Origin of the sequence: Pantoea sp. GCM10028869 (genome assembly GCF_042666835.1) — a bacterium.
Classification (GTDB): domain Bacteria; phylum Pseudomonadota; class Gammaproteobacteria; order Enterobacterales; family Enterobacteriaceae; genus Pantoea; species Pantoea leporis.
Map to the genome: position 1 here is coordinate 46,849 of NZ_JBHTGO010000006.1, position 20,165 is coordinate 67,013.

At 55.2% G+C, this 20,165-nt stretch carries 18 protein-coding genes; 15 read left to right on the forward strand and 3 right to left on the reverse strand.

The genetic code is table 11. From position 1 onward, the window contains the following. Position 1 precedes the first annotated feature (1 nt). The 14 genes from tsaE to ACFQW4_RS16475 all read left to right on the forward strand — a co-directional run bounded on the left by tsaE (position 2) and on the right by ACFQW4_RS16475 (position 16,615). Positions 2-478, forward strand: coding sequence for a tRNA (adenosine(37)-N6)-threonylcarbamoyltransferase complex ATPase subunit type 1 TsaE (gene tsaE, locus ACFQW4_RS16410; protein WP_377726237.1), 477 nt, complete (start codon positions 2-4; stop codon positions 476-478). Further along, entirely contained in the window at positions 475-2,133 is a 1,659-nt protein-coding gene (gene amiB / locus ACFQW4_RS16415) for an N-acetylmuramoyl-L-alanine amidase AmiB (protein WP_137386609.1), read from the forward strand. The genes tsaE and amiB overlap by 4 nt, the downstream gene beginning before the upstream one ends. Positions 2,134-2,176: 43 nt before the next feature. Continuing rightward, positions 2,177-4,030: a DNA mismatch repair endonuclease MutL gene (gene mutL, locus ACFQW4_RS16420; RefSeq protein ID WP_377726239.1), complete on the forward strand. Its 1,854-nt coding sequence runs from the start codon at positions 2,177-2,179 to the stop codon at positions 4,028-4,030. Beyond that, positions 4,023-4,964 (forward strand): tRNA (adenosine(37)-N6)-dimethylallyltransferase MiaA, encoded by a 942-nt coding sequence (miaA, locus tag ACFQW4_RS16425; protein ID WP_350261191.1) that lies wholly within the window; start codon positions 4,023-4,025, stop codon positions 4,962-4,964. Before mutL ends, miaA begins: the two co-directional genes overlap by 8 nt. Positions 4,965-5,074: 110 nt before the next feature. After that, positions 5,075-5,392: an RNA chaperone Hfq gene (gene hfq / locus ACFQW4_RS16430; protein WP_101762863.1), complete on the forward strand. Its 318-nt coding sequence runs from the start codon at positions 5,075-5,077 to the stop codon at positions 5,390-5,392. Between the two features lie 80 nt (positions 5,393-5,472). Further along, positions 5,473-6,753, forward strand: coding sequence for a ribosome rescue GTPase HflX (gene hflX, locus ACFQW4_RS16435; RefSeq protein ID WP_007892011.1), 1,281 nt, complete (start codon positions 5,473-5,475; stop codon positions 6,751-6,753). Positions 6,754-6,980: 227 nt separating this feature from the next. Continuing rightward, complete coding sequence (hflK, locus tag ACFQW4_RS16440; RefSeq protein WP_101762864.1) at positions 6,981-8,216, forward strand: FtsH protease activity modulator HflK; 1,236 nt, start codon at positions 6,981-6,983, stop codon at positions 8,214-8,216. 3 nt (positions 8,217-8,219) lie between these two features. After that, positions 8,220-9,224 (forward strand): protease modulator HflC, encoded by a 1,005-nt coding sequence (gene hflC / locus ACFQW4_RS16445; protein ID WP_101762865.1) that lies wholly within the window; start codon positions 8,220-8,222, stop codon positions 9,222-9,224. Between the two features lie 57 nt (positions 9,225-9,281). Beyond that, positions 9,282-9,479, forward strand: coding sequence for a DUF2065 family protein (locus ACFQW4_RS16450; protein ID WP_101762866.1), 198 nt, complete (start codon positions 9,282-9,284; stop codon positions 9,477-9,479). Between the two features lie 180 nt (positions 9,480-9,659). After that, positions 9,660-10,958 (forward strand): adenylosuccinate synthase, encoded by a 1,299-nt coding sequence (locus ACFQW4_RS16455; RefSeq protein ID WP_008103611.1) that lies wholly within the window; start codon positions 9,660-9,662, stop codon positions 10,956-10,958. A gap of 191 nt (positions 10,959-11,149) precedes the next feature. Beyond that, positions 11,150-11,593, forward strand: coding sequence for a nitric oxide-sensing transcriptional repressor NsrR (gene nsrR, locus ACFQW4_RS16460; RefSeq protein ID WP_008103609.1), 444 nt, complete (start codon positions 11,150-11,152; stop codon positions 11,591-11,593). A gap of 16 nt (positions 11,594-11,609) precedes the next feature. Next, positions 11,610-14,060, forward strand: coding sequence for a ribonuclease R (gene rnr / locus ACFQW4_RS16465; protein ID WP_377726244.1), 2,451 nt, complete (start codon positions 11,610-11,612; stop codon positions 14,058-14,060). Between the two features lie 108 nt (positions 14,061-14,168). Then, on the forward strand, positions 14,169-14,903 hold the full coding sequence (gene rlmB / locus ACFQW4_RS16470; protein ID WP_350261190.1) for a 23S rRNA (guanosine(2251)-2'-O)-methyltransferase RlmB: 735 nt from the start codon (positions 14,169-14,171) through the stop codon (positions 14,901-14,903). 83 nt (positions 14,904-14,986) lie between these two features. Continuing rightward, positions 14,987-16,615, forward strand: a complete 1,629-nt coding sequence (locus tag ACFQW4_RS16475) for an isovaleryl-CoA dehydrogenase (RefSeq protein WP_377726247.1) — start codon at positions 14,987-14,989, stop codon at positions 16,613-16,615. Here the strand turns inward: ACFQW4_RS16475 and bsmA are convergent. Together bsmA and ACFQW4_RS16485 are read right to left on the reverse strand one after the other, a co-directional pair. After that, positions 16,589-16,915, reverse strand: coding sequence for a biofilm peroxide resistance protein BsmA (gene bsmA / locus ACFQW4_RS16480; protein ID WP_101762870.1), 327 nt, complete (start codon positions 16,913-16,915; stop codon positions 16,589-16,591). The genes ACFQW4_RS16475 and bsmA overlap by 27 nt on opposite strands. A 54-nt stretch (positions 16,916-16,969) precedes the next feature. Then, complete coding sequence (locus ACFQW4_RS16485) at positions 16,970-18,901, reverse strand: methyl-accepting chemotaxis protein (protein ID WP_377726249.1); 1,932 nt, start codon at positions 18,899-18,901, stop codon at positions 16,970-16,972. A 158-nt stretch (positions 18,902-19,059) separates the two neighbouring features. Here ACFQW4_RS16485 and yjfP point away from each other — a divergent pair, with 158 nt between their 5' ends. Continuing rightward, positions 19,060-19,809, forward strand: a complete 750-nt coding sequence (gene yjfP, locus ACFQW4_RS16490) for an esterase (protein WP_110867431.1) — start codon at positions 19,060-19,062, stop codon at positions 19,807-19,809. A gap of 46 nt (positions 19,810-19,855) precedes the next feature. Here the strand turns inward: yjfP and ACFQW4_RS16495 are convergent, their stop codons facing one another. Then, positions 19,856-20,065 carry a hypothetical protein gene (locus ACFQW4_RS16495; RefSeq protein WP_192412255.1) on the reverse strand — a complete coding sequence of 70 codons (210 nt, stop codon included), beginning with the start codon at positions 20,063-20,065 and terminating at the stop codon, positions 19,856-19,858. Positions 20,066-20,165: the final 100 nt, after the last annotated feature.

The window sequence follows — 20,165 nt, forward strand, 5'->3', positions numbered from 1 at the left end:
CATGAAGACCTGTGTTATCCCTTTGCCCGATGAGGCGGCAACCCTGAATCTGGGTGCGCAATTGGCGCGCGTCTGCAACAGCGCGCTGGTGATCTATCTTTATGGCGATTTAGGTGCCGGTAAGACCACCTTTAGCCGTGGTTTTCTGCAGGCGCTCGGCCATCAAGGCAATGTAAAAAGCCCAACGTATACGCTGGTCGAGCCCTACGAGCTCGGCTCTCGCACGCTGTACCATTTCGATCTCTATCGTCTTGCCGATCCCGAAGAGCTAGAGTTCATGGGCATCCGCGACTATTTCACCGGCGATGCGCTCTGTCTGGTGGAGTGGCCGCAGCAGGGCACCGGCGTGCTGCCTGAGGCCGATTTAGCGCTGACGTTGCGCTACGTGGATGCGGCGCGTGAAGCCGAAATAAGCGCGATTTCCGCCACGGGCGAAGCGCTGTTAACCCAATTCCAGCAAGGCAGGGATCCGGCATGATGTCACGGATGAAAATCATTGTACTGGGCTTGCTGTGCCTGTTTTCTGCCTCGGCGTTGTCTGCCACGTTATCAGATATCAAAGTCGAGAATGGCGATAGCCAGGCCACCGTTACTCTGAGCTTTAACGGTCAGCCCGTGTATGGCTTTTTTCCGCTGCACAATCCCAATCGTGTAGTGCTGGATATTCGTCAAAGCGGCGCAATTAAAGGATTGCCGCTCAATTTTAGCGGCGAAAATATTGTGCAGCGCATTCGCCATAGCCAGCCGAAGGATAAGCAAAGCCTGCGTTTAGTGTTCGAACTGACGCAGCCCGCGCAGACGCGCGCCAGCACGCAGCGCGATGGCAGTAATTATCGCGTGGTGTTCACCATTCGTGGGACGCAGCCAGCGAAGCGCCCGGCCGCTGCCGCGCCTGTTACCACCGCGCGTGAAAGCCAGCCGAGCAGCAGCAGCCAGGGCAATCCGTTCAACGCCAATCAGGTGACAGCGGTGACCAGCAGCAATACCACCGTGCGTCCCGGCAACTCGGTTAGTCGCAACGATGTGGTAATTGTGGCGATTGATGCCGGGCACGGCGGTCAGGATCCCGGCGCATCCGGCCAGCACGGTTTGCACGAGAAAAATGTCACCATCTCAATTGCGCGTAAGTTGAAAGCGCTGATGGATCAGGATCCGATGTTCAAACCGGTGCTGACGCGTAACGGCGACTATTTCATCTCGGTAATGGGCCGCTCAGAAGTGGCGCGTAAAGAGAACGCGAATCTGCTGGTATCCATTCACGCCGACGCCGCGCCAAATCACTCAGCCACTGGCGCATCGGTTTGGGTGCTGTCCAACCGCCGCGCCAATAACGAAATGGCGAACTGGCTGGAACAGAAAGAAAAACAATCTGAGCTGCTGGGCGGCGCAGGGGATCTGCTGGCGAACAGCCAGGCCGATCCCTATCTTAGCCAGGCAGTGCTGGATTTGCAGTTTGGTCATTCACAGCGTGTAGGTTATGACGTCGCCGTCAAAGTCCTGCAGCAGTTGCGCGGTATTACGCCGCTGCATAAGCGTCTGCCGGAACATGCCAGCCTTGGCGTTTTACGTTCCCCGGATATTCCCTCTTTACTGGTCGAAACCGGCTTTATTAGTAATGCCGCGGAGGAGCGGCTGCTTGGCAGCAGCGCGTATCAGGAGAAGATTGCTCAGTCGATTTATAAAGGCCTGCGCAATTATTTCCTTACGCATCCGCTGCAATCGATCCCAAAGGAGGAAAACCGGCCGCTGGACAGCGCACCAGCGGTTAGCGTCGCCAGCAACCCGGCGACCGGTACGGTGCAATATACCGGCGCGACGCAGCGCCATACCGTCACGCGTGGCGAAACGCTGTCGGGCATCGCGGCAAAATATGGCGTGAGCATGGCGACGTTACGTGAGATGAATAGCCTGAAGCGCGATGTGGTTTGGGTGGGACAGCGCCTGAAGGTGCCCGCGAAATCAAGCGTAAGCGTGGCGGCGAGTCGTCCAACCCGGCATAAAGTGGTGCGCGGTGATTCCCTCACGGCGATTGCCGCGCACTATGGCGTGAGCTCAAAAGCCATCATGCAGGCGAATAATATGAAGTCGAGCAATGTGATGCTGGGGCAAAACTTAAAAATTCCGCAATCCTGATTGTTGGCTCCCCGTGAGCCAACCAGCCAGAAGGATCACCACCATGCCAATACAGATTTTACCGCCGCAGCTGGCGAACCAGATTGCCGCAGGCGAAGTGGTTGAGCGCCCGGCGTCGGTCGTAAAAGAGCTGGTGGAAAACAGCCTTGATGCCGGCGCCACGCGCATTGACGTCGATATTGAGAAAGGTGGCGCGAAGCTCATCCGCATTCGCGACAACGGCTGCGGTATCGCCAAAGCCGAGCTTGCAATGGCATTGGCGCGGCATGCGACCAGCAAAATTGCTTCGCTTGATGACCTTGAGGCGATCATGAGCCTCGGCTTTCGTGGCGAAGCGCTCGCTAGTATCAGTTCCGTTTCTCGTTTAACGCTGACTTCACGCACCGCCGACCAAAGCGAAGCCTGGCAAGCCTACGCGGAAGGGCGCGACATGGATGTGACGGTGAAACCGGCTGCGCATCCAGTAGGTACCTCGCTGGAAGTGCTCGACCTGTTCTATAACACGCCCGCTCGCCGCAAATTCATGCGCACTGAAAAGACCGAGTTTACCCATATCGATGAGGTGATTCGTCGTATTGCGCTGGCACGCTTTGACGTCGCTATTTCGCTTAGCCACAACGGTAAGTTAATGCGTCAGTATCGCGCGGTCAGTGAAGATGCGCAGCGGGAGCGGCGTTTAGGGGCCATTTGCGGCACCACGTTTATGCAGCACGCTTTACGCATTGAGTGGCAGCACGATGATTTAGCGCTGCGCGGTTGGGTCGCCGATCCTCACGGTTCGCGCCAGGTTACCGATCTGCAATATTGCTACGTCAACGGACGCATGATGCGCGACAAGCTCATCAATCACGCGATTCGTCAGGCTTATCAAACGCAGCTTGGTGACGATCAGCAGCCAGCTTACGTGCTCTATCTGGAGATCGACCCGCATCAGGTGGATGTCAACGTCCATCCGGCTAAACACGAGGTGCGTTTTCATCAGTCGCGTCTGGTACATGATTTTATCTGGCAAGGCGTGATGAGTGCGCTGCAAGCCAGCCGCGCGCCGGAATTGCCCATCGCCCACGCCGAAGAACCTGCGCCGAAGTGGCAGCCAGAAAACCGTCAGGCGGCAGGCGCGAACCACTTTGCACAACCCAGCAACACGCCACGCAGCGGCGGCGCTTCTGCGGCCGCGAATGCGAATTGGCAGAACAAAGAGCCGGTTTACAGTGCGCGTGAGGGTAATGCCTATAAGCAGTTGATGAAAACGCCGATGGTAGAAACGCCGCGCGCGGCGCCAGTTCCTGCCGCGGCTCCGGTACGTCTGCCGGAAAAGCGTGAAGCGCCGCTGGCCGCCCATGCGCAAAGCTTCGGCCGCGTGTTAAGCGTTTTGCAGGATCGTTATGCGCTGCTGGAACGTGGTAGCGCATTGCAATTGTTATCGCTGGCCGTGGCGGCGCGCTGGCTAAAACAGGCCCAGCTTGAACCAGGGGAAGAGGGTTTAAAACCGCAGCCGCTCCTGATCCCGGTGCGCCTGAAAATTGCTGCGCCCGAGCTGGCCGCCATCGCCGATCATGCCGCGCTACTGAGCCAGATGGGCATTGATTTACAACGAGAAGGGCAACACGTGACGTTGCGCGCGGTGCCTTTACCGTTACGAACACAAAATTTACAAATCTTGATTCCAGAACTGTTAGGCTACCTGGCCCGGCAGCAAGAGGTTTCTGCATCCACGTTGGCCCCATGGCTGGCGCGTCGAGATGATGCAGAAGACGCTCACTGGAATCACTCGCAGGCAATTGCACTGCTGGCAGAGCTGGAAAGGCTTTGTCCGCAACTGCTGAAGTCGCCGCCTTCAGGTCTGTTACAGACCATTGAGATTGAGAGCGCGCTAAACGCGTTGAAGCATGAGTGAACTAAACCAGGCTAGCCGGCCAAAGGCAATTTTTTTGATGGGGCCTACCGCCTCCGGTAAGACGGCATTAGCGATTTCGCTGCGCCAGCAACTTCCGGTGGAACTTATTAGCGTTGACTCTGCCTTAATCTATCGCGGGATGGATATTGGCACGGCGAAACCGTCGGCAGAAGAGTTAGCACTGGCGCCCCATCGTTTGCTGGACATTCGCGATCCGTCGGAAGCGTATTCCGCCGCAGAATTTCGTCGCGATGCGTTGGCAGAAATGGCGGATATCACCCGGAAGGGGAAGATTCCGTTGCTTGTTGGTGGAACCATGCTCTACTTCAAGGCGTTACTTGAAGGATTGTCGCCGTTGCCCTCGGCCGATCCCGAGGTGCGTCAGCGAATAGAGCAAATGGCGGCGGAGAAAGGGTGGGAAGCCCTGCACCGTCAGCTGTGTGAAATCGATCCGGTCGCCGGTAGTCGTATTCATCCGAATGATCCGCAGAGACTTTCGCGAGCACTGGAAGTTTTTTTTATTTCGGGTAAAACTTTAACGGAACTGACAAAAACCTCCGGCGAAGCGTTACCCTACGACGTGTACCAGTTTGCTATCGCACCTGCGAGTCGTGAACTGATACATCAACGCATTGCGTTGCGTTACGACCAGATGCTAGCGTCAGGATTTGAAGCGGAGGCTCGTGCACTGTTTGCGCGAGGTGATTTGCATACGGACATGCCTTCCATTCGTTGTGTCGGTTATCGCCAGATGTGGTCTTATTTGTCAGGTGAAATCGATTACGACGAAATGGTTTATCGGGGAATTTGCGCCACTCGGCAGCTCGCTAAACGCCAGATGACCTGGTTACGTGGCTGGCCTGAAGTACACTGGTTAAACAGTGATGAGCCAGAGTTAGCGCGTAATGCGGTGCTTAAGGTAGTTAGTGCGTAGCAGGGATGATTGTGTACAATTGGTCCGTTATCGTGCGCAAATTTTTACGCAGTTTTTCTGAACCACGGTTCTTAAAGCAACAAACAACAAGCATATAAGGAAAAGATAGAATGGCTAAGGGGCAATCTTTACAAGACCCGTTTTTGAACGCATTGCGTCGTGAACGTGTACCGGTTTCGATCTATTTGGTGAATGGTATTAAGCTGCAAGGGCAAATTGAATCCTTTGATCAGTTCGTCATTCTGTTAAAAAACACGGTCAGCCAGATGGTGTATAAACACGCCATCTCTACAGTGGTTCCTTCTCGTCCAGTGTCGCACCATAGCAATAACGCGGGCGGCAGCGGTGGTAGCAGCAACTATCATCACAGCGGAAGCAATCAAAGCGCTCAGTCGCAGCCACAACAAGACGGCGATAACGCAGAATAATTTTGCGCTGCCGTAAAGCCAGGGCTGGAGAACGAGCACGTTTTCCTGTCCTGGTTATTTTATTTTAGCGAGGTTATAGCTTGTTTGACCGTTATGATGCCGGTGAGCAGGCCGTACTGGTACACATCTGGTTCTCCCAAGACAAAGAGCTGGAAGATTTGCAGGAGTTTGAAACTCTTGTCTCTTCTGCGGGCGTTGAAGCGCTGCAAGTCATTACGGGCAGCCGTAAAGCGCCACATCCCAAATATTTTGTCGGTGAAGGAAAGGCAGTTGAAATTGCCGATGCGGTAAAAGCGAGTGGAGCATCGGTCGTTTTATTCGATCATGCCTTAACTCCTGCTCAGGAACGTAATCTTGAACGGCTGTGCGAATGTCGCGTAATCGATCGCACCGGCTTAATTCTCGATATATTCGCCCAGCGCGCCCGCACCCATGAGGGTAAATTGCAGGTCGAGCTGGCACAACTACGCCATTTAGCAACCCGTTTGGTTCGCGGATGGACACACCTTGAACGCCAGAAAGGCGGTATCGGTTTACGTGGTCCGGGTGAAACTCAGCTGGAAACGGACCGACGCTTGCTGCGTGGCCGTATCAGTCAGATTCTCTCCCGTCTTGAACGCGTCGAAAAACAGCGCGATCAGGGCAGACAAGCGCGTGCCAAAGCTGACGTGCCAACCGTTTCGCTGGTGGGTTACACCAACGCCGGTAAATCAACTCTGTTCAACGCGATTACCTCTGCGGATGTGTACGTAGCGGATCAACTGTTCGCGACACTTGATCCGACATTGCGTCGTCTGAATGTGGCGGATGTGGGTGAAGTGGTTTTAGCAGACACCGTTGGTTTTATCCGTCATTTGCCGCACGACTTAGTCGCGGCGTTTAAAGCCACGCTGCAGGAAACGCGTCAGGCGACATTGCTGCTGCATGTGATTGACGCCGCCGATTTGCGTGTGAATGACAACATTGATGCAGTAAATGAAGTTCTGGAAGAGATTGAAGCTGACGAAATTCCGGCGCTGTTGATCATGAACAAAATCGATATGCTTGAGGACTTTGTGCCGCGTATCGATCGCAACGAAGAGAACCAGCCGATTCGTGTGTGGTTATCTGCACAGAGCGGCGTGGGTCTGCCGTTGCTGTGGCAGGCGCTCTCTGAGCGTTTAGCCGGTGAAATCGCGCAGTACGATTTACGTCTGCCGCCGGAAGCGGGCCGTTTGCGCAGTCGTTTTTATCAGTTGCATGCTATAGAAAAAGAATGGAATGAAGATGATGGCTGTGTGAGTTTGCACGTGCGTATGCCGATAGTTGATTGGCGTCGTCTGTGTAAACAAGAGCCGTCGCTAGCCAGTTATATTGTTTGAAATTGCCCAAACGCCTTTACTCAATATCTTTTAGATTGTCGTCATTATCGTTGCAGGCCGTATGTGCAGGATTTACCCGAATATTTCGGATTCCAGCAAGGCGGCAACTGAGTGAATCCCCAGGAGCTTACATCAGTAAGTGACTGGGGTGAACGAAGGCAGCCAACGAAGCTGCAATCCGAAAGATGAAGGGTAAAAAACGTAAATACAATAAATGGAGTAGAAACATGGCGTGGAATCAGCCCGGAAATAACGGACAGGACCGCGACCCGTGGGGAAGCAGCAATAATCAAGGCGGCAACTCTGGGGGAAATAAAGGAGGTCGCGATCAGGGACCACCTGATCTGGATGATATCTTCCGAAAGTTGAGTAAAAAACTCGGCGGACTGGGCGGTGGCAAACAGAATGACAATGGCCAGCGCAGCGGCGGTAGCGGTGGCAAAGTGGTTGGCATTGTTGCCGTAGCGGCAGTCGTTATCTGGGCGGCTAGCGGTTTCTACACCATCAAAGAAGCGGAACGTGGCGTCGTCACACGCTTTGGCAAATTTAGCCATCTGGTTGAGCCAGGCCTCAACTGGAAACCGACTTTCGTCGATCAGGTTCGCGCCGTAAACGTAGAAGCCGTACGTGAACTGGCCGCGTCTGGCGTGATGTTGACGTCGGATGAAAACGTAGTGCGCGTTGAGATGAACGTGCAGTATCGCGTGACGGATCCTGAGCGTTATCTGTATGCCGTGACCAGCGCCGACGACAGCCTGCGTCAGGCCACCGACAGCGCCTTGCGTGGCGTGATTGGTCGCTCAACCATGGACCGCATCCTGACGGAAGGTCGTACCGTGGTACGTAGCGAAACTCAGCGTGAGCTTGACGAAACTATCCGTCCGTACAATATGGGTATTACCCTGCTGGACGTAAACTTCCAGGCGGCGCGTCCACCAGAAGAAGTAAAAGCCGCGTTTGATGATGCGATTGCCGCGCGTGAAAACCGTGAACAGTATGTTCGTGAAGCTGAAGCTTATTCGAACGAAGTTCAGCCGCGTGCTAATGGTCAGGCGCAACGTATCCTCGAAGAGGGTCGTGCTTACAAAGAACGTACGGTGTTAGAAGCGCAGGGTGAAGTGGCGCGTTTTGCTCGCTTGCTGCCTGAATATAAAGCTGCACCAGAAATCACGAAAGAGCGTCTCTATATTGAAACCATGGAACGTGTGCTGAGTCATACCCGCAAGGTATTGATCAGCGATCGTGGTAATAATTTGACGGTCCTGCCATTGGATCAACTGATGCGCGGTGGTCAGGCATCTGGCCAGGGCGGTCAGAAAATGACGAATCTAATGAAGTCTCCTTCGTCGTCCGATAGTAATGCGAGCCGTGGAGATTCTTCATCTTACAGTCCAGACAGCATCATGGATCAGCGTCGCGCCAATGCGCTGCGCAACGATACCCAGCGCCAGGGGAGGGAGTAATCGATGCGTAAGCCAATCATCGCCGTAATTATTGTAGTGCTGGTGGTGCTTTACGCGTCACTGTTCGTGGTGCAGGAAGGCCAACGCGGCATCGTGCTGCGCTTTGGTAAGGTTCTGCGTGATGACGAAAACAAACCGCTGGTGTACGCACCGGGTCTGCATTTCAAAATTCCGTTTATCGAAACCATGAAATCACTTGATGCGCGCATTCAGACCATGGATAACCAGGCTGACCGCTTTGTTACCAAAGAGAAGAAAGACCTGATCGTTGATTCTTACATCAAGTGGCGCATCAGTGACTTCAGCCGTTACTACCTGGCAACCGGTGGTGGCGACGTTTCTCAGGCAGAAGTGCTGCTGAAACGTAAGTTCAGTGACCGTCTGCGTTCTGAAATGGGTCGTCTGGATGTGAAAGACATCGTGACTGATTCACGTGGCCGTTTAACCACCGACGTGCGTGATGCCCTGAACACCGGCAGCGCTGGCAATGATGATGACGTTCAGACGCCAGCCGCGGATGATGCGATTGCGAGTGCGGCAGCACGTGTAGAACGTGAAACCAACAGCAGTGAGCCGGCACCAAACCCGAACAGCATGGCTGCGTTAGGTATTGAAGTTGTCGACGTGCGCATCAAGCAGATCAACCTGCCGACTGAAGTGTCTGACGCGATCTACAACCGTATGCGCGCCGAGCGTGAAGCGGTAGCGCGTAGTCAGCGTTCACAAGGTCAGGAAGAGGCAGAGAAACTGCGTGCACAGGCCGATTATCAGGTTACGCGCACGCTGGCAGAAGCACAGCGTGAAGCGCTGATTTCGCGCGGTGAAGGTGATGGTGAAGCGGCAAAACTGTTTGCTGATGCCTTCAGCCAGGATCCGGATTTCTATGCCTTTATCCGCAGCCTGCGCGCCTATGAGAATAGCTTCTCAGACAACCAGGATGTGCTGGTGCTGAGCCCGGATAGCGATTTCTTCCGCTATATGAAAGCGCCCTCTAACGCCACGCGTTAAGAACTGATATAAAGTCCAGGCCGACAATGTTGTCGGCCTTTTTTTTGGGAAAAAATCATGAATTCAACCATCTGGATGGCGCTGGCTTTGGTTTTGGTGCTGGAAGGACTTGGACCGATGTTAATGCCACGCGTGTGGCGGCGGATGATTCTGGCGATGACGCAGTTGCCCGATCGTCTCTTGCATCGTTTTGGTGGCGGTTTAGTGGTGGCCGGCGTGGTGATTTACGCCATGATCAGCATGCATGCGCGTTAATCAGCCTGAAATTATGTGAGGCCGCCCGACTCAATTGTGTCTGTTGGCCGCTGTTCCCCCAACATGTTGTGAGCTGAGCAAAACTCAGGCAAAAAACAGCGCAATCGTATGCTAAAAGTGCTGAAAGAGTAAAAGTCAGGTGGTAGAATCCATTTTTAAGCAATCGGTGATTTTGAAAAAATGGGTAAGAACGTCGTCGTACTGGGCACCCAATGGGGTGACGAAGGTAAAGGTAAGATCGTAGACCTTCTGACAGAGCGCGCGAATTACGTCGTGCGTTACCAAGGTGGCCATAATGCAGGCCATACACTTGTCATCAACGGTGAAAAAACCGTCCTCCACTTAATTCCATCTGGCATCCTGCGTGAAAACGTCACCAGCATCATTGGTAACGGCGTTGTCCTGTCGCCTGAAGCGCTGATGAAAGAGATGAAAGGTCTGGAAGAGCGCGGTGTGCCGGTACGTGAACGTCTGTTGATCTCTGAAGCCTGCCCATTGATTCTGCAGTACCACGTAGCAATGGATGTGGCGCGCGAAAAAGCGCGTGGCGCTAAAGCTATCGGCACCACCGGTCGCGGTATCGGTCCTGCCTATGAAGATAAAGTGGCACGTCGCGGTCTGCGCGTGAGCGATCTCTTCAACAAAGAAACCTTTGCGGTGAAGCTGAAAGAGATCGTCGATTTCTACAACTTCCAACTGGTTAACTATTACAAAACCGACGCAGTTGACTACGAAAAAGTGCTGAGTGATACGCTGGCGGTGGCCGATATCATTACCAGCATGGTGGTTGATGTGTCTGATCTGCTGGACGGCGCGCGCAAGCGTGGCGACCTGATCATGTTTGAAGGTGCGCAGGGTACGCTGCTGGATATCGACCACGGTACCTATCCATACGTGACCTCCTCAAACACCACCGCAGGTGGCGTAGCGACGGGTTCAGGTATTGGTCCACGCTATGTTGATTACGTGCTGGGTATCGTGAAAGCCTACTCAACGCGCGTGGGTGCCGGTCCATTCCCGACCGAACTGTTCGATGAAACCGGCGAGTTCCTGTGTGCTCAAGGTAACGAGTTCGGCGCGACCACCGGTCGTCGTCGTCGTACCGGCTGGCTGGATGCGGTTGCCGTTCGCCGTGCCGTACAGATCAACTCCCTGTCAGGTTTCTGCATGACCAAACTGGACGTGCTGGATGGCCTGAAAGAAGTGAAAATCTGTGTGGCTTATCGCATGCCAGATGGCCGCGAAATGACCACCACGCCGCTGGCAGCTGAAGGCTGGGAAGGCATTGAGCCGATTTACGAAACCATGCCAGGCTGGAGCGAGACCACATTCGGCGTCAAGACGCTGGAAGGTCTGCCGCAAGCTGCACGTGACTACATCAAACGTGTAGAAGAAGTGACCGGTGTGCCGATTGATATTATTTCTACCGGCCCAGACCGCAGTGAGACCATGATTCTGCGCGACCCGTTCGACGCATAATCTCCTCAGGCCGGACTCTGTCCGGCCTTTGTATTTCTAATCTTTGACTCCACTCACTCTATTTTTTCTTGCAAATATCGATACTTGCCGGAAAAAAACGCACCGGCCACCACGCTCTGGTTTATCATCATATTTAAACATCACGCCGACCGGCGCATAACCATAACGTTCGATGATTCACTGAGGTATATGTGCAGCTAACAAGTTTTACCGATTATGGTCTGCGTGCCCTGATTTACATGGCGACGTTACCGGAAGGTAAGCAGACCAACATTACCGAAGTCACCGATACCTACGGGGTGTCGCGTAACCATATGGTTAAAATCATCAATCAACTTAGCCGGGCTGGCTTTGTCGCCGCAACACGCGGTAAAAACGGCGGAATTCGTTTAGGCATGGACCCGGAAAAAATCGTCATTGGCGATGTGGTGCGAAGAATGGAGCCATTGCAGCTCGTGAACTGCGACGAGTGTGTGATCACGCCAGCCTGTCGTTTGCGTAAAGCATTGCACGATGCGGTCCAGCTATTCCTCAAGGAACTGGACAAGTATACGCTGGCCGATTTGGTCAAAGATAACGATTCACTGTACCAACTTTTATTGTCCGAACCGCCGGTGGCAATCCAAATTAAATGACATCGGAGGAACCGTAATGTCAAAAGATCCTTATCAGGATAGAGAAGCTGAAAAATACGAAAACCCAATTCCAAGCCGCGAATTTATTCTGGCACTGCTGGAAAAACGCGAAAAGCCGACCAGCCGCGATGACATTGCGCAGGAATTGAATATCACCAGTGAAGAGCAGCTGGAAGCGCTGCGTCGTCGTCTGCGCGCCATGGAGCGCGATGGCCAGCTGGTGTTTACTCGCCGTCAATGTTACGCCCTGCCAGAACGTCTTGATCTGCTTCGCGGTAAAGTGATTGGCCATCGCGATGGCTATGGCTTCCTGCGCGTAGAAGGTCAGAAAGATGATTTCTATCTCTCTGCTGAGCAGATGAAATTCTGCCTGCACGGCGACGTGATTCTGGCGCAGCCAGGCAGCGCCGATCGTAAAGGTCGTCGTGAAGCGCGCGTGGTGCGCGTGCTTGAGCCACGTAACAGCCAGATCGTCGGCCGCTACTTTACCGATGCAGGTACCGGTTTTGTGGTGCCGGATGACAGCCGCCTGAGTTTCGACATCCTGATCCCGCAAGAAGAAACGCTTAACGCGCGTATGGGTTCAGTGGTGGTGGTTGAAATCACCCAACGTGCGACGCGTCGCACCAAAGCGATCGGCAAAGTGACCGAGCTGCTGGGTGACGATATGGGCACCAGCCTTGCGGTCGATATGGCGGTGCGCACCCATGAAATCCCGCACACATGGCCGGAAGAAGTTGAGAAGCAGATCGCTAAGCTGAAAGAAGAAGTACCGGAAGAAGCGAAGCTGGGACGTGTTGATTTACGTAAGTTGCCGCTGGTCACCATTGATGGTGAAGATGCGCGTGACTTTGATGATGCGGTTTTCTGCGAGAAGAAACGCGGCGGTGGCTGGCGTTTATGGGTGGCCATTGCCGACGTCAGCTATTACGTACGTCCGGGCACGCCGCTGGACGATGAAGCGCATCAGCGCGGCACCTCGGTCTATTTCCCGTCGCAGGTTATCCCGATGCTGCCGGAGATTCTCTCCAACGGCTTGTGCTCGCTGAATCCGCAGGTTGATCGTTTGTGCATGGTGTGTGAGATGACCATCTCCTCCAGCGGCAAACTTACCGGTTTCAAACACTATGAAGCGGTGATGAATTCCCATGCGCGACTGACCTACAACAAAGTGTGGAACATTCTGCAAGGTGATGCCGATCTGCGTGAACAATACGCGACTCAGGTTCCTCATCTGCACGAGTTGCACAACATGTATCAGGTGCTGGAAACCGCGCGCGAGCAGCGTGGCGGCATTTCGTTTGAGACCGATGAACCCAAGTTCATCTTCAACGCCGAGCGTCGCATTGAGCGCGTTGAGCGCACGTCACGCAATGATGCGCATAAGCTGATTGAAGAGTGTATGATTCTCGCCAATATCGCCTCAGCGCGTTTTGTTGAGAAAAATGAAGAGCCTGCGCTGTTCCGCGATCACGATCGTCCAAGCGAAGACAGCATCAAAAGCTTCCGTACCGTATTGAACGAGCTGGGCTTAAGCCTGCCGGGTGGCACTAAGCCACACCCGACCGATTATGCCGCCTTGCTGAAGCAAGTGGCCGATCGGCCAGACGCAGAAATGCTGCAAACCATGCTGCTGCGTTCGATGAAACAGGCGGTTTACGATCCTGAAAACCGGGGTCACTTCGGCCTGGCGCTGGCGTCGTACGCGCACTTCACCTCGCCGATTCGCCGCTACCCGGATTTGCTGCTGCATCGCGCCATCAAATATCTGCTGGCAAAAGAGCGCGGCGAAGTGGATGGCATCACCACGCCGACCGGCGGCTATCACTACGACATGCAGCAGATGCTGCAGCTGGGCCAGCACTGTTCACTGACCGAGCGCCGTGCTGATGAAGCCACGCGCGATGTTGCCGATTGGCTGAAGTGTGACTTCATGCAGGATCAGGTCGGCAACGTGTTCAACGGCGTGATCTCCAGTGTGACCGGCTTTGGTTTCTTCGTGCGTCTTAACGAACTGTTTATCGATGGTTTGGTGCACGTTTCCTCGCTGGATAACGACTATTATCGCTTCGATGCGGTGGGTCAGCGTCTGATTGGTGAATCCGGCGGCCGTACTTATCGTCTGGGCGATGCGGTGGAAGTGCGCGTTGAAGCCGTGCATATGGACGAGCGTAAAATCGACTTCGCGCTGATTTCCAGCAAGCGTGTACCGCGCGGCGAAGGCAAAACCGAACGTGAGCGTGAGAAACGCGGTGGCAAACCGCCAGCCAAGCGTCGTCGTGATGCCGGCAAGAAGGGCACTTTCGAACCTGATTCAGCGTTCCGCAGCGAGAAGAAAAAGCCTGCGGTTGCTGAAAAACCGGCTAAAACCGAGAAAAAAGGCAAAAAAGTCTCCGAGAAAACCCGTAAAATCGCCGCCGCCACCAAGTCTAAGCGCGCGTCGAAGAAGCAGCCTGACGAAGCCTGATAGTTTGGTCGCCTTGCAGGGCGACCTGACGAAACCGTTGTAGGGTGCGCGTTCCTGCGCACCTGAATCTCCGAATTCAACGATCTAAATCCAACCTTGAGCAAAGTAATGAGTGAAATAATTTTTGGTATTCATAGCGTGCAGGCGCTGCTGGAGCGTGATCCTCAGCGTTTTCAGGAAGTCTTTATCCTTAAAGGCCGCGACGATCGTCGCCTGCAGCCGCTGATCCTCGCACTGGAAGCTCAGGGAATCCCGGTGCAGGTGGCGAACCGTCAATGGCTCGATAGCCAGGTTGAAGGCGGCGTGCATCAGGGCATCTTGGCGCGCGTGAAGCCAGGCAAGCAGTATCAGGAAGGTGATTTACCGGATCTGCTGCAGAGCCTTGAGAAGCCGTTCCTGCTGGTGCTGGATGGCGTTACCGATCCGCATAATCTCGGTGCTTGCCTGCGCAGCGCGGATGCTGCGGGCGTGCATGCGGTCATCGTGCCAAAAGACCGCGCAGCACCGTTGAATGCCACCGCGAAGAAAGTGGCCAGCGGCGCAGCGGAAAACGTGCCGTTGATTCGCGTCACCAACCTGGCGCGTACCTTGCGCTTGCTGCAGGAATACAACATCTGGGTGGTGGGCACCGCAGGCGAAGCCGATCACACCGTTTACCAAAGCAAAATGACCGGCCCAATGGCGCTGGTGATGGGCGCGGAAGGTGAAGGCATGCGTCGTTTAACGCGTGAGCATTGCGATGAGCTGATCAGCATCCCAATGGCAGGCAGCGTCTCGTCACTCAACGTGTCAGTTGCCACCGGCGTGTGCTTGTTCGAAGCCGTTCGTCAGCGTCAGGCGTGATCCCCGCCGCAAAAAATTTTCCAGGCCAGGCATAACTGCACATCCTCTTCATACTTGAAAAATGAGTATGAGGAGGACGTTATATGATTTGGACCACTCACACCGTATTTAATCAGCCCCATCCACTCAGTAACAGCAATCTGTTCACGCGCGATATCGCCCTGTGCGAGGCCGTTGCACGCGAAGGTGCCAGCTGGGATCGCGAATGGCTGGCTTCCGTCGGCTTGCAACTTGGCAGCGCCGAATCCCTTGAACTAGGCCGCTTAGCTAACGTCGAAGCGCCTGAACTGCTGCGCTACAACGCGCGCGGTGAACGCCTCGACGAAGTGCGTTTTCATCCCGCCTGGCATCTGCTGATGCAGGGATTATGCGCCAGTCGGCTTCACAATCTCAGCTGGCAGCCCGACGTTCAGCCACAGGCGATGGTGGCGCGCGCCGCACGATTTATCCTGCATGCCCAAGTGGAAGCCGGCTCGCTCTGTCCGGTGACGATGACGCACGCCGCCATTCCGCTGCTGCAGAATCATCTGCCTGAACCCTACGCGGACTGGCGCGAAGCGCTGCTCAGCGATCGTTACGATGCGCATCATCTGCCTGGCAACAAGAAACGCGGTCTGTTGATTGGCATGGGCATGACGGAAAAACAGGGCGGCACCGATGTGTTGAGCAACACCACACGCGCCGAACCGCTCGGCGTGCGCGGGCCGGGCGAAGCGTATCGCATCACCGGCCATAAATGGTTTTTCTCGGTCCCGCAAAGCGATGCGCATCTGATTCTGGCGCAAACGTCACAGGGATTGAGTTGCTTCTTCCTGCCACGCTTGCTGCCGGACGGCACGCGCAACGCTATTCGCATCGAACGCCTTAAAGACAAGCTCGGCAATCGCTCCAACGCCAGCGCTGAAGTGGAATTTCAGGATGCTATCGGCTGGCTGATGGGCGAAGAGGGCGAAGGGGTGCGGCTGATCCTCAAAATGGGCGGTATGACGCGCTTCGACTGCGCGCTGGGCAGTCACGGACAGATGCGCCGTGCGCTGTCGATTGCCGTGCATCATGCGCAGCAGCGTCAGGTGATGGGCAAGAACCTTATCGATCAACCGTTGATGCGCGCGGTGCTGGCGCAACAGGCACTACAGCTGGAAGGGCAAACCGCACTGCTGCTGCGGCTGGCGCGCGCCTGGTCAACACCGGCCAGCGAACATGAGCGCTTATACTCACGCCTATTCACACCCGCCGCCAAATATGTGATCTGCCAGGCGGGCATGCCTTTTGTGGCAGAAGCGATGGAAGTGTTGGGCGGCATTGGCTATTGCGAAGAGAGCGAGCTGCCGCGTCTTTATCGTGAGATGCCGGTTAATAGCATCTGGGAAGGCGCCGGCAATGTGATGTGCCTGGATGTCATGCGGGTACTCGGTCGTCACGCCGAGGTGATGACCATGCTGCACGATGAGTTTGAGGCGGTGAAGGGCAGTAATCGTCACTTTGATCGCCGCTGGCGGCAATTACGCTTGCAGCTCGCGAACCCGCGTGAAGGGCAGGCGCGAGAAATCACGCGCGAGTTACTGCAGCTGGCAAGTGCCGCGATTCTGCTGAAAGTGGCAGAGCCGCCGCTGGCCGATGGCTGGTGTCAGCAGCAGCTTGATCTGCGCGGCACACGGGCATTAAGCGACGATCTCTGCGCGCGCTTACTGTTGCGCTGCAGCGCCGGTTGAAGGCGCGCCATACAGAATGGCAGTGGCGTACCAGAAGCTGGGAAGGGTGGTTTCATCCAGCATCAGAATTTGATAGTAAACCGCACCCGCCTGATTGGCTTTAGCGGCAATAGCGCGCTGCGCATCATCCGGCGATCCGCGTGTGGTGGCGGTGATAGTGCCGAGCTTTGGCAGACCAACACTTTGCGCGCGTGAAATCTCCTGCGCGTGCTGCGTGGGCGGCGGCGGAGCTTGTGGCGTGGTGGTGAAAGCGGCGCAGCCGCTGAGCAGCAGCATTAAGGCCAAATAGAGAGTACGCATAGCAACTCCTGAAGCAGGAAGATGGCTCAAGTGTAAGCCATCTTCCTGTGGCTTTTAGTCCTTCAGATGAAAAATGCTCACCAGCTGCGTCAGATGATGCCCTTTCTTACTCAGATGATTGGCGGTGGTTTCTGACTGGTTAATCATATCGCTGCTTTGATGCGTGGCCTGGCTGATGTGATTCATCGCCAGGTTCACCTGACCAATGCCCGCCGCCTGTTCCTGCGCGGCAATATTGATCTCACCCATCAGCGTTTTAACCTGCTCGATGTGATTGACGATATGGCTCATTGCATCGCGCGTCTGCTCAGATAACGTATGGCCGGCCGCCACTTTATCGATGGAGCTGGCAATCAACCCATCAATCTCTTTGGCTGCCGTAGCACTGCGCTGTGCCAGCGCGCGCACTTCCGCCGCGACCACCGCAAAGCCTTTACCGTGTTCACCGGCGCGAGCGGCTTCAACCGCGGCATTAAGCGCCAGAATGTTGGTCTGGAAGGCGATCGACTCAATCACATGGGTGATATCGGCGATGCTCTGCGACGCCACGCGAATCTCCGACATGGTTTCCACCGAACGTGCCACGGTGCTGCCGCCGTGATTCACGGTATTAGCCGCTTCACCGACCAGCGCCATCGCCTGCCGCACGTTGGCAGCGGTTTGTGCCACGGTGGCGCCAAACTGCTCCATGCTGGCCGAGGTTTCCTCCACGCTGCTGGCCTGACGGCCAATCTGCTCGCTGATGCTGGAGCTGCTGGCGGCGATGGTATCGGTGCCGCTGCTGATTTCCCGCGCCGCCGAACGTACCTGACTGACGACTTTCTCCAGTCCATCGCCAATGCCGTTGATCGCGCTGACCAACTGACCAATCTCATCACGACGTGAAGAGTCGAGATGTGCCTGCAGATTACCAGCGGCGTACTGTTCTGCCAGATGGATCACCTGCTGCAGCGGACGCGTGATGGCGCGGCGGCTGTACCACATAAAGCCAATGGCAAACGCGATCACCAACGCCAGGCCAATCGCCATAAACAGGTTACGGCTGTGCGTGATTGGCGCCAGCAGGCTGGCACGGCTCACTTCACCGGCGATAATCCAGTTCCAGCCTGGCAACTGCTGCCATGCCAGCAGTTTGGTTTCGCCATCCAGCTCAACCGTCACCAATCCCTTCGGCTGGCTAAGCAGTTGCTGCTGCGTGGCGTTATCCCAGCGCGGCAGTTTGCCTTCAGCGTGACGATCAAACAGATATTGGCCCTGGCTGCTGCCCGGCGTCCCATTCAACACCGAGAAGGTGCCGCTGTCACCAAGATGGCGCGCCAGCACTTTGTCACGCATCAGCGCGTACTGCGCGTCGATCTGTACCCCGACGAACAGAATAGCGATCACCGCGCCGCTGCTATCCTGCACCGGCTGATATTGCGTAATGTAACGATGGCCGAACAGCGTCGCCAGGCCGCGATAGACCGTGCCCTGATTGACGCTGCGCCAGGCGGCGCTGCTGCGATCCAGTTTGGTGCCCACCGCGCGGCTGCCATCCTCTTTTTTCAGCGAGGTGGCGATGCGGATGTAATCTTCGCCGTCACGCACGAAGATGGTGGATACCGCACCAGTACGATCGAGAAAATCATCTACCGCGATCTGATCGAGGTTGAGGGTTTTCAATCCCGCTCGCAGCGTTGGCGTGCTGAATTCACCTACCTGCACACGTTCGCTGTCGTCACGACTAAAACGTTTTGGCAGGAAGCTTTGGAACAGTTTGGTGTAATTTGCCACCTCTTCCGACAGCGTGGCGTTGAACATGGTGGCCATTTCATTAATGCCTTGCACCTGATTCTGCATATCATCGGTTGCCAACTGCTCCAGCTGACGTGCCGCGTTATGGCTCAGGGTCAAGGTCAGCGTAAATAGCACAATTGCCACGCTCAAAGACGTCAATACAGACAGCTTGATTCCGAAACCCATGGCGCTGAGAGAAAGACGCTTCATAAAGTACCTTTTGAGATTATTGAAGGGGTACAAGATCAACGGCAAAGTGGGCTAAATGTTTAGGGCAGAAATTATTCAAACTTAATGTGAAGTGGCTCGCGTTTTGTCAGGCAGCGCTTACACTGAGTCCAGTGATAATCATTCTCAATGGAGGCGGTATGATTGAGTTGGCAACGGAGAATCTGGCAGGCATTGAATGTATCCACGCATCACCGGCAGGGCAGCGCCAGGCGCGCTTGCCGACGGTGTTGTTCTATCACGGTTTTACCTCATCGAAAGAGGTTTACAGCTACTTTGCCGTGGCGCTGGCGCAGGCCGGTTTCCGCGTGATCATGCCCGATGCGGACATGCACGGCGCACGTTACAACGGCGATACCGACGCGCGGATGACCCACTTCTGGGAGATCCTTAAACAGAACATCGATGAAGTGCCGTTGCTGGAAAAGGCGCTGCGCGATAACGACTGGATTGCGGATGAGCGTTTTGCCGTGGCAGGCGCCTCAATGGGCGGCATGACCGCGCTGGGCGCGATGGCACGCTATCCACAGATTCACAGCGTGGCGTGTTTGATGGGTTCCGGCTATTTCATGCAGCTGAGTCATACGCTGTTTCCGCCGCTGGTGGCGCGCACGCCAGAGCAGAAAGAGGCTTTTGCCGCGCGTTTAGCACCGCTGGCGCCTTACGATCCCAGCGAACAGCTGGAGAAACTGGCGAATCGACCTTTGCTGTTGTGGCACGGCGAAGCGGATGAAGTGGTGCCCTTTGCTGAAACGGCGCGTTTACAGAAAGCCTTAGGCGAGGCAGAACTCGATCACCATGTGACCACGCTATCTGAAAAAAACATCGGCCATAAAATCACGCCTGCGGCCCTGACGGCGCTGGTCAGTTTCTTTAAACATCATTTATAAAAATGCGGGTTGGCGTGATTGGCGCCAGCCCGTTTAGGTTGCCGAATCAGAGTTGTGATGACAACCGTTCGGCGGCGCTGGTATTGGCACTGACTGGGTTACTGCTTGCAGGCGCATCCAGCCGATTGACGTAGACATAGCCTGATGCCGCGTTGCTGCTGTGACTTCTCATCTGCTGCGCGAAGTCAGCGGAGCTGGCAAGAGCGGGTGTAGACAGGAAGAGACCCAGTAAAGTGGCGAAAATGATCTTTTTCATTATCGACTCCTCACTCCAGGGATTGCACTCTCAGACGCGGCGAAAAGCGGAATTCGTTGCGCCTGTAAACAGTGTAGTTCTTAACCAATTTGCCGCCAGA

What these genes read in the sequence shown, in the direction of transcription:
- ACFQW4_RS16495 (WP_192412255.1), bottom strand. Translation starts at nt 20,065, where the DNA reads ATGAAAAAGATCATTTTCGCCACTTTACTGGGTCTCTTCCTGTCTACA.
- tsaE (WP_377726237.1), top strand. Translation starts at nt 2, where the DNA reads ATGAAGACCTGTGTTATCCCTTTGCCCGATGAGGCGGCAACCCTGAAT.
- ACFQW4_RS16485 (WP_377726249.1), bottom strand. Translation starts at nt 18,901, where the DNA reads ATGAAGCGTCTTTCTCTCAGCGCCATGGGTTTCGGAATCAAGCTGTCT.
- mutL (WP_377726239.1), top strand. Translation starts at nt 2,177, where the DNA reads ATGCCAATACAGATTTTACCGCCGCAGCTGGCGAACCAGATTGCCGCA.
- hfq (WP_101762863.1), top strand. Translation starts at nt 5,075, where the DNA reads ATGGCTAAGGGGCAATCTTTACAAGACCCGTTTTTGAACGCATTGCGT.
- miaA (WP_350261191.1), top strand. Translation starts at nt 4,023, where the DNA reads ATGAGTGAACTAAACCAGGCTAGCCGGCCAAAGGCAATTTTTTTGATG.
- rlmB (WP_350261190.1), top strand. Translation starts at nt 14,169, where the DNA reads ATGAGTGAAATAATTTTTGGTATTCATAGCGTGCAGGCGCTGCTGGAG.
- rnr (WP_377726244.1), top strand. Translation starts at nt 11,610, where the DNA reads ATGTCAAAAGATCCTTATCAGGATAGAGAAGCTGAAAAATACGAAAAC.
- amiB (WP_137386609.1), top strand. Translation starts at nt 475, where the DNA reads ATGATGTCACGGATGAAAATCATTGTACTGGGCTTGCTGTGCCTGTTT.
- ACFQW4_RS16455 (WP_008103611.1), top strand. Translation starts at nt 9,660, where the DNA reads ATGGGTAAGAACGTCGTCGTACTGGGCACCCAATGGGGTGACGAAGGT.
- bsmA (WP_101762870.1), bottom strand. Translation starts at nt 16,915, where the DNA reads ATGCGTACTCTCTATTTGGCCTTAATGCTGCTGCTCAGCGGCTGCGCC.
- yjfP (WP_110867431.1), top strand. Translation starts at nt 19,060, where the DNA reads ATGATTGAGTTGGCAACGGAGAATCTGGCAGGCATTGAATGTATCCAC.
- hflK (WP_101762864.1), top strand. Translation starts at nt 6,981, where the DNA reads ATGGCGTGGAATCAGCCCGGAAATAACGGACAGGACCGCGACCCGTGG.
- hflC (WP_101762865.1), top strand. Translation starts at nt 8,220, where the DNA reads ATGCGTAAGCCAATCATCGCCGTAATTATTGTAGTGCTGGTGGTGCTT.
- ACFQW4_RS16450 (WP_101762866.1), top strand. Translation starts at nt 9,282, where the DNA reads ATGAATTCAACCATCTGGATGGCGCTGGCTTTGGTTTTGGTGCTGGAA.
- ACFQW4_RS16475 (WP_377726247.1), top strand. Translation starts at nt 14,987, where the DNA reads ATGATTTGGACCACTCACACCGTATTTAATCAGCCCCATCCACTCAGT.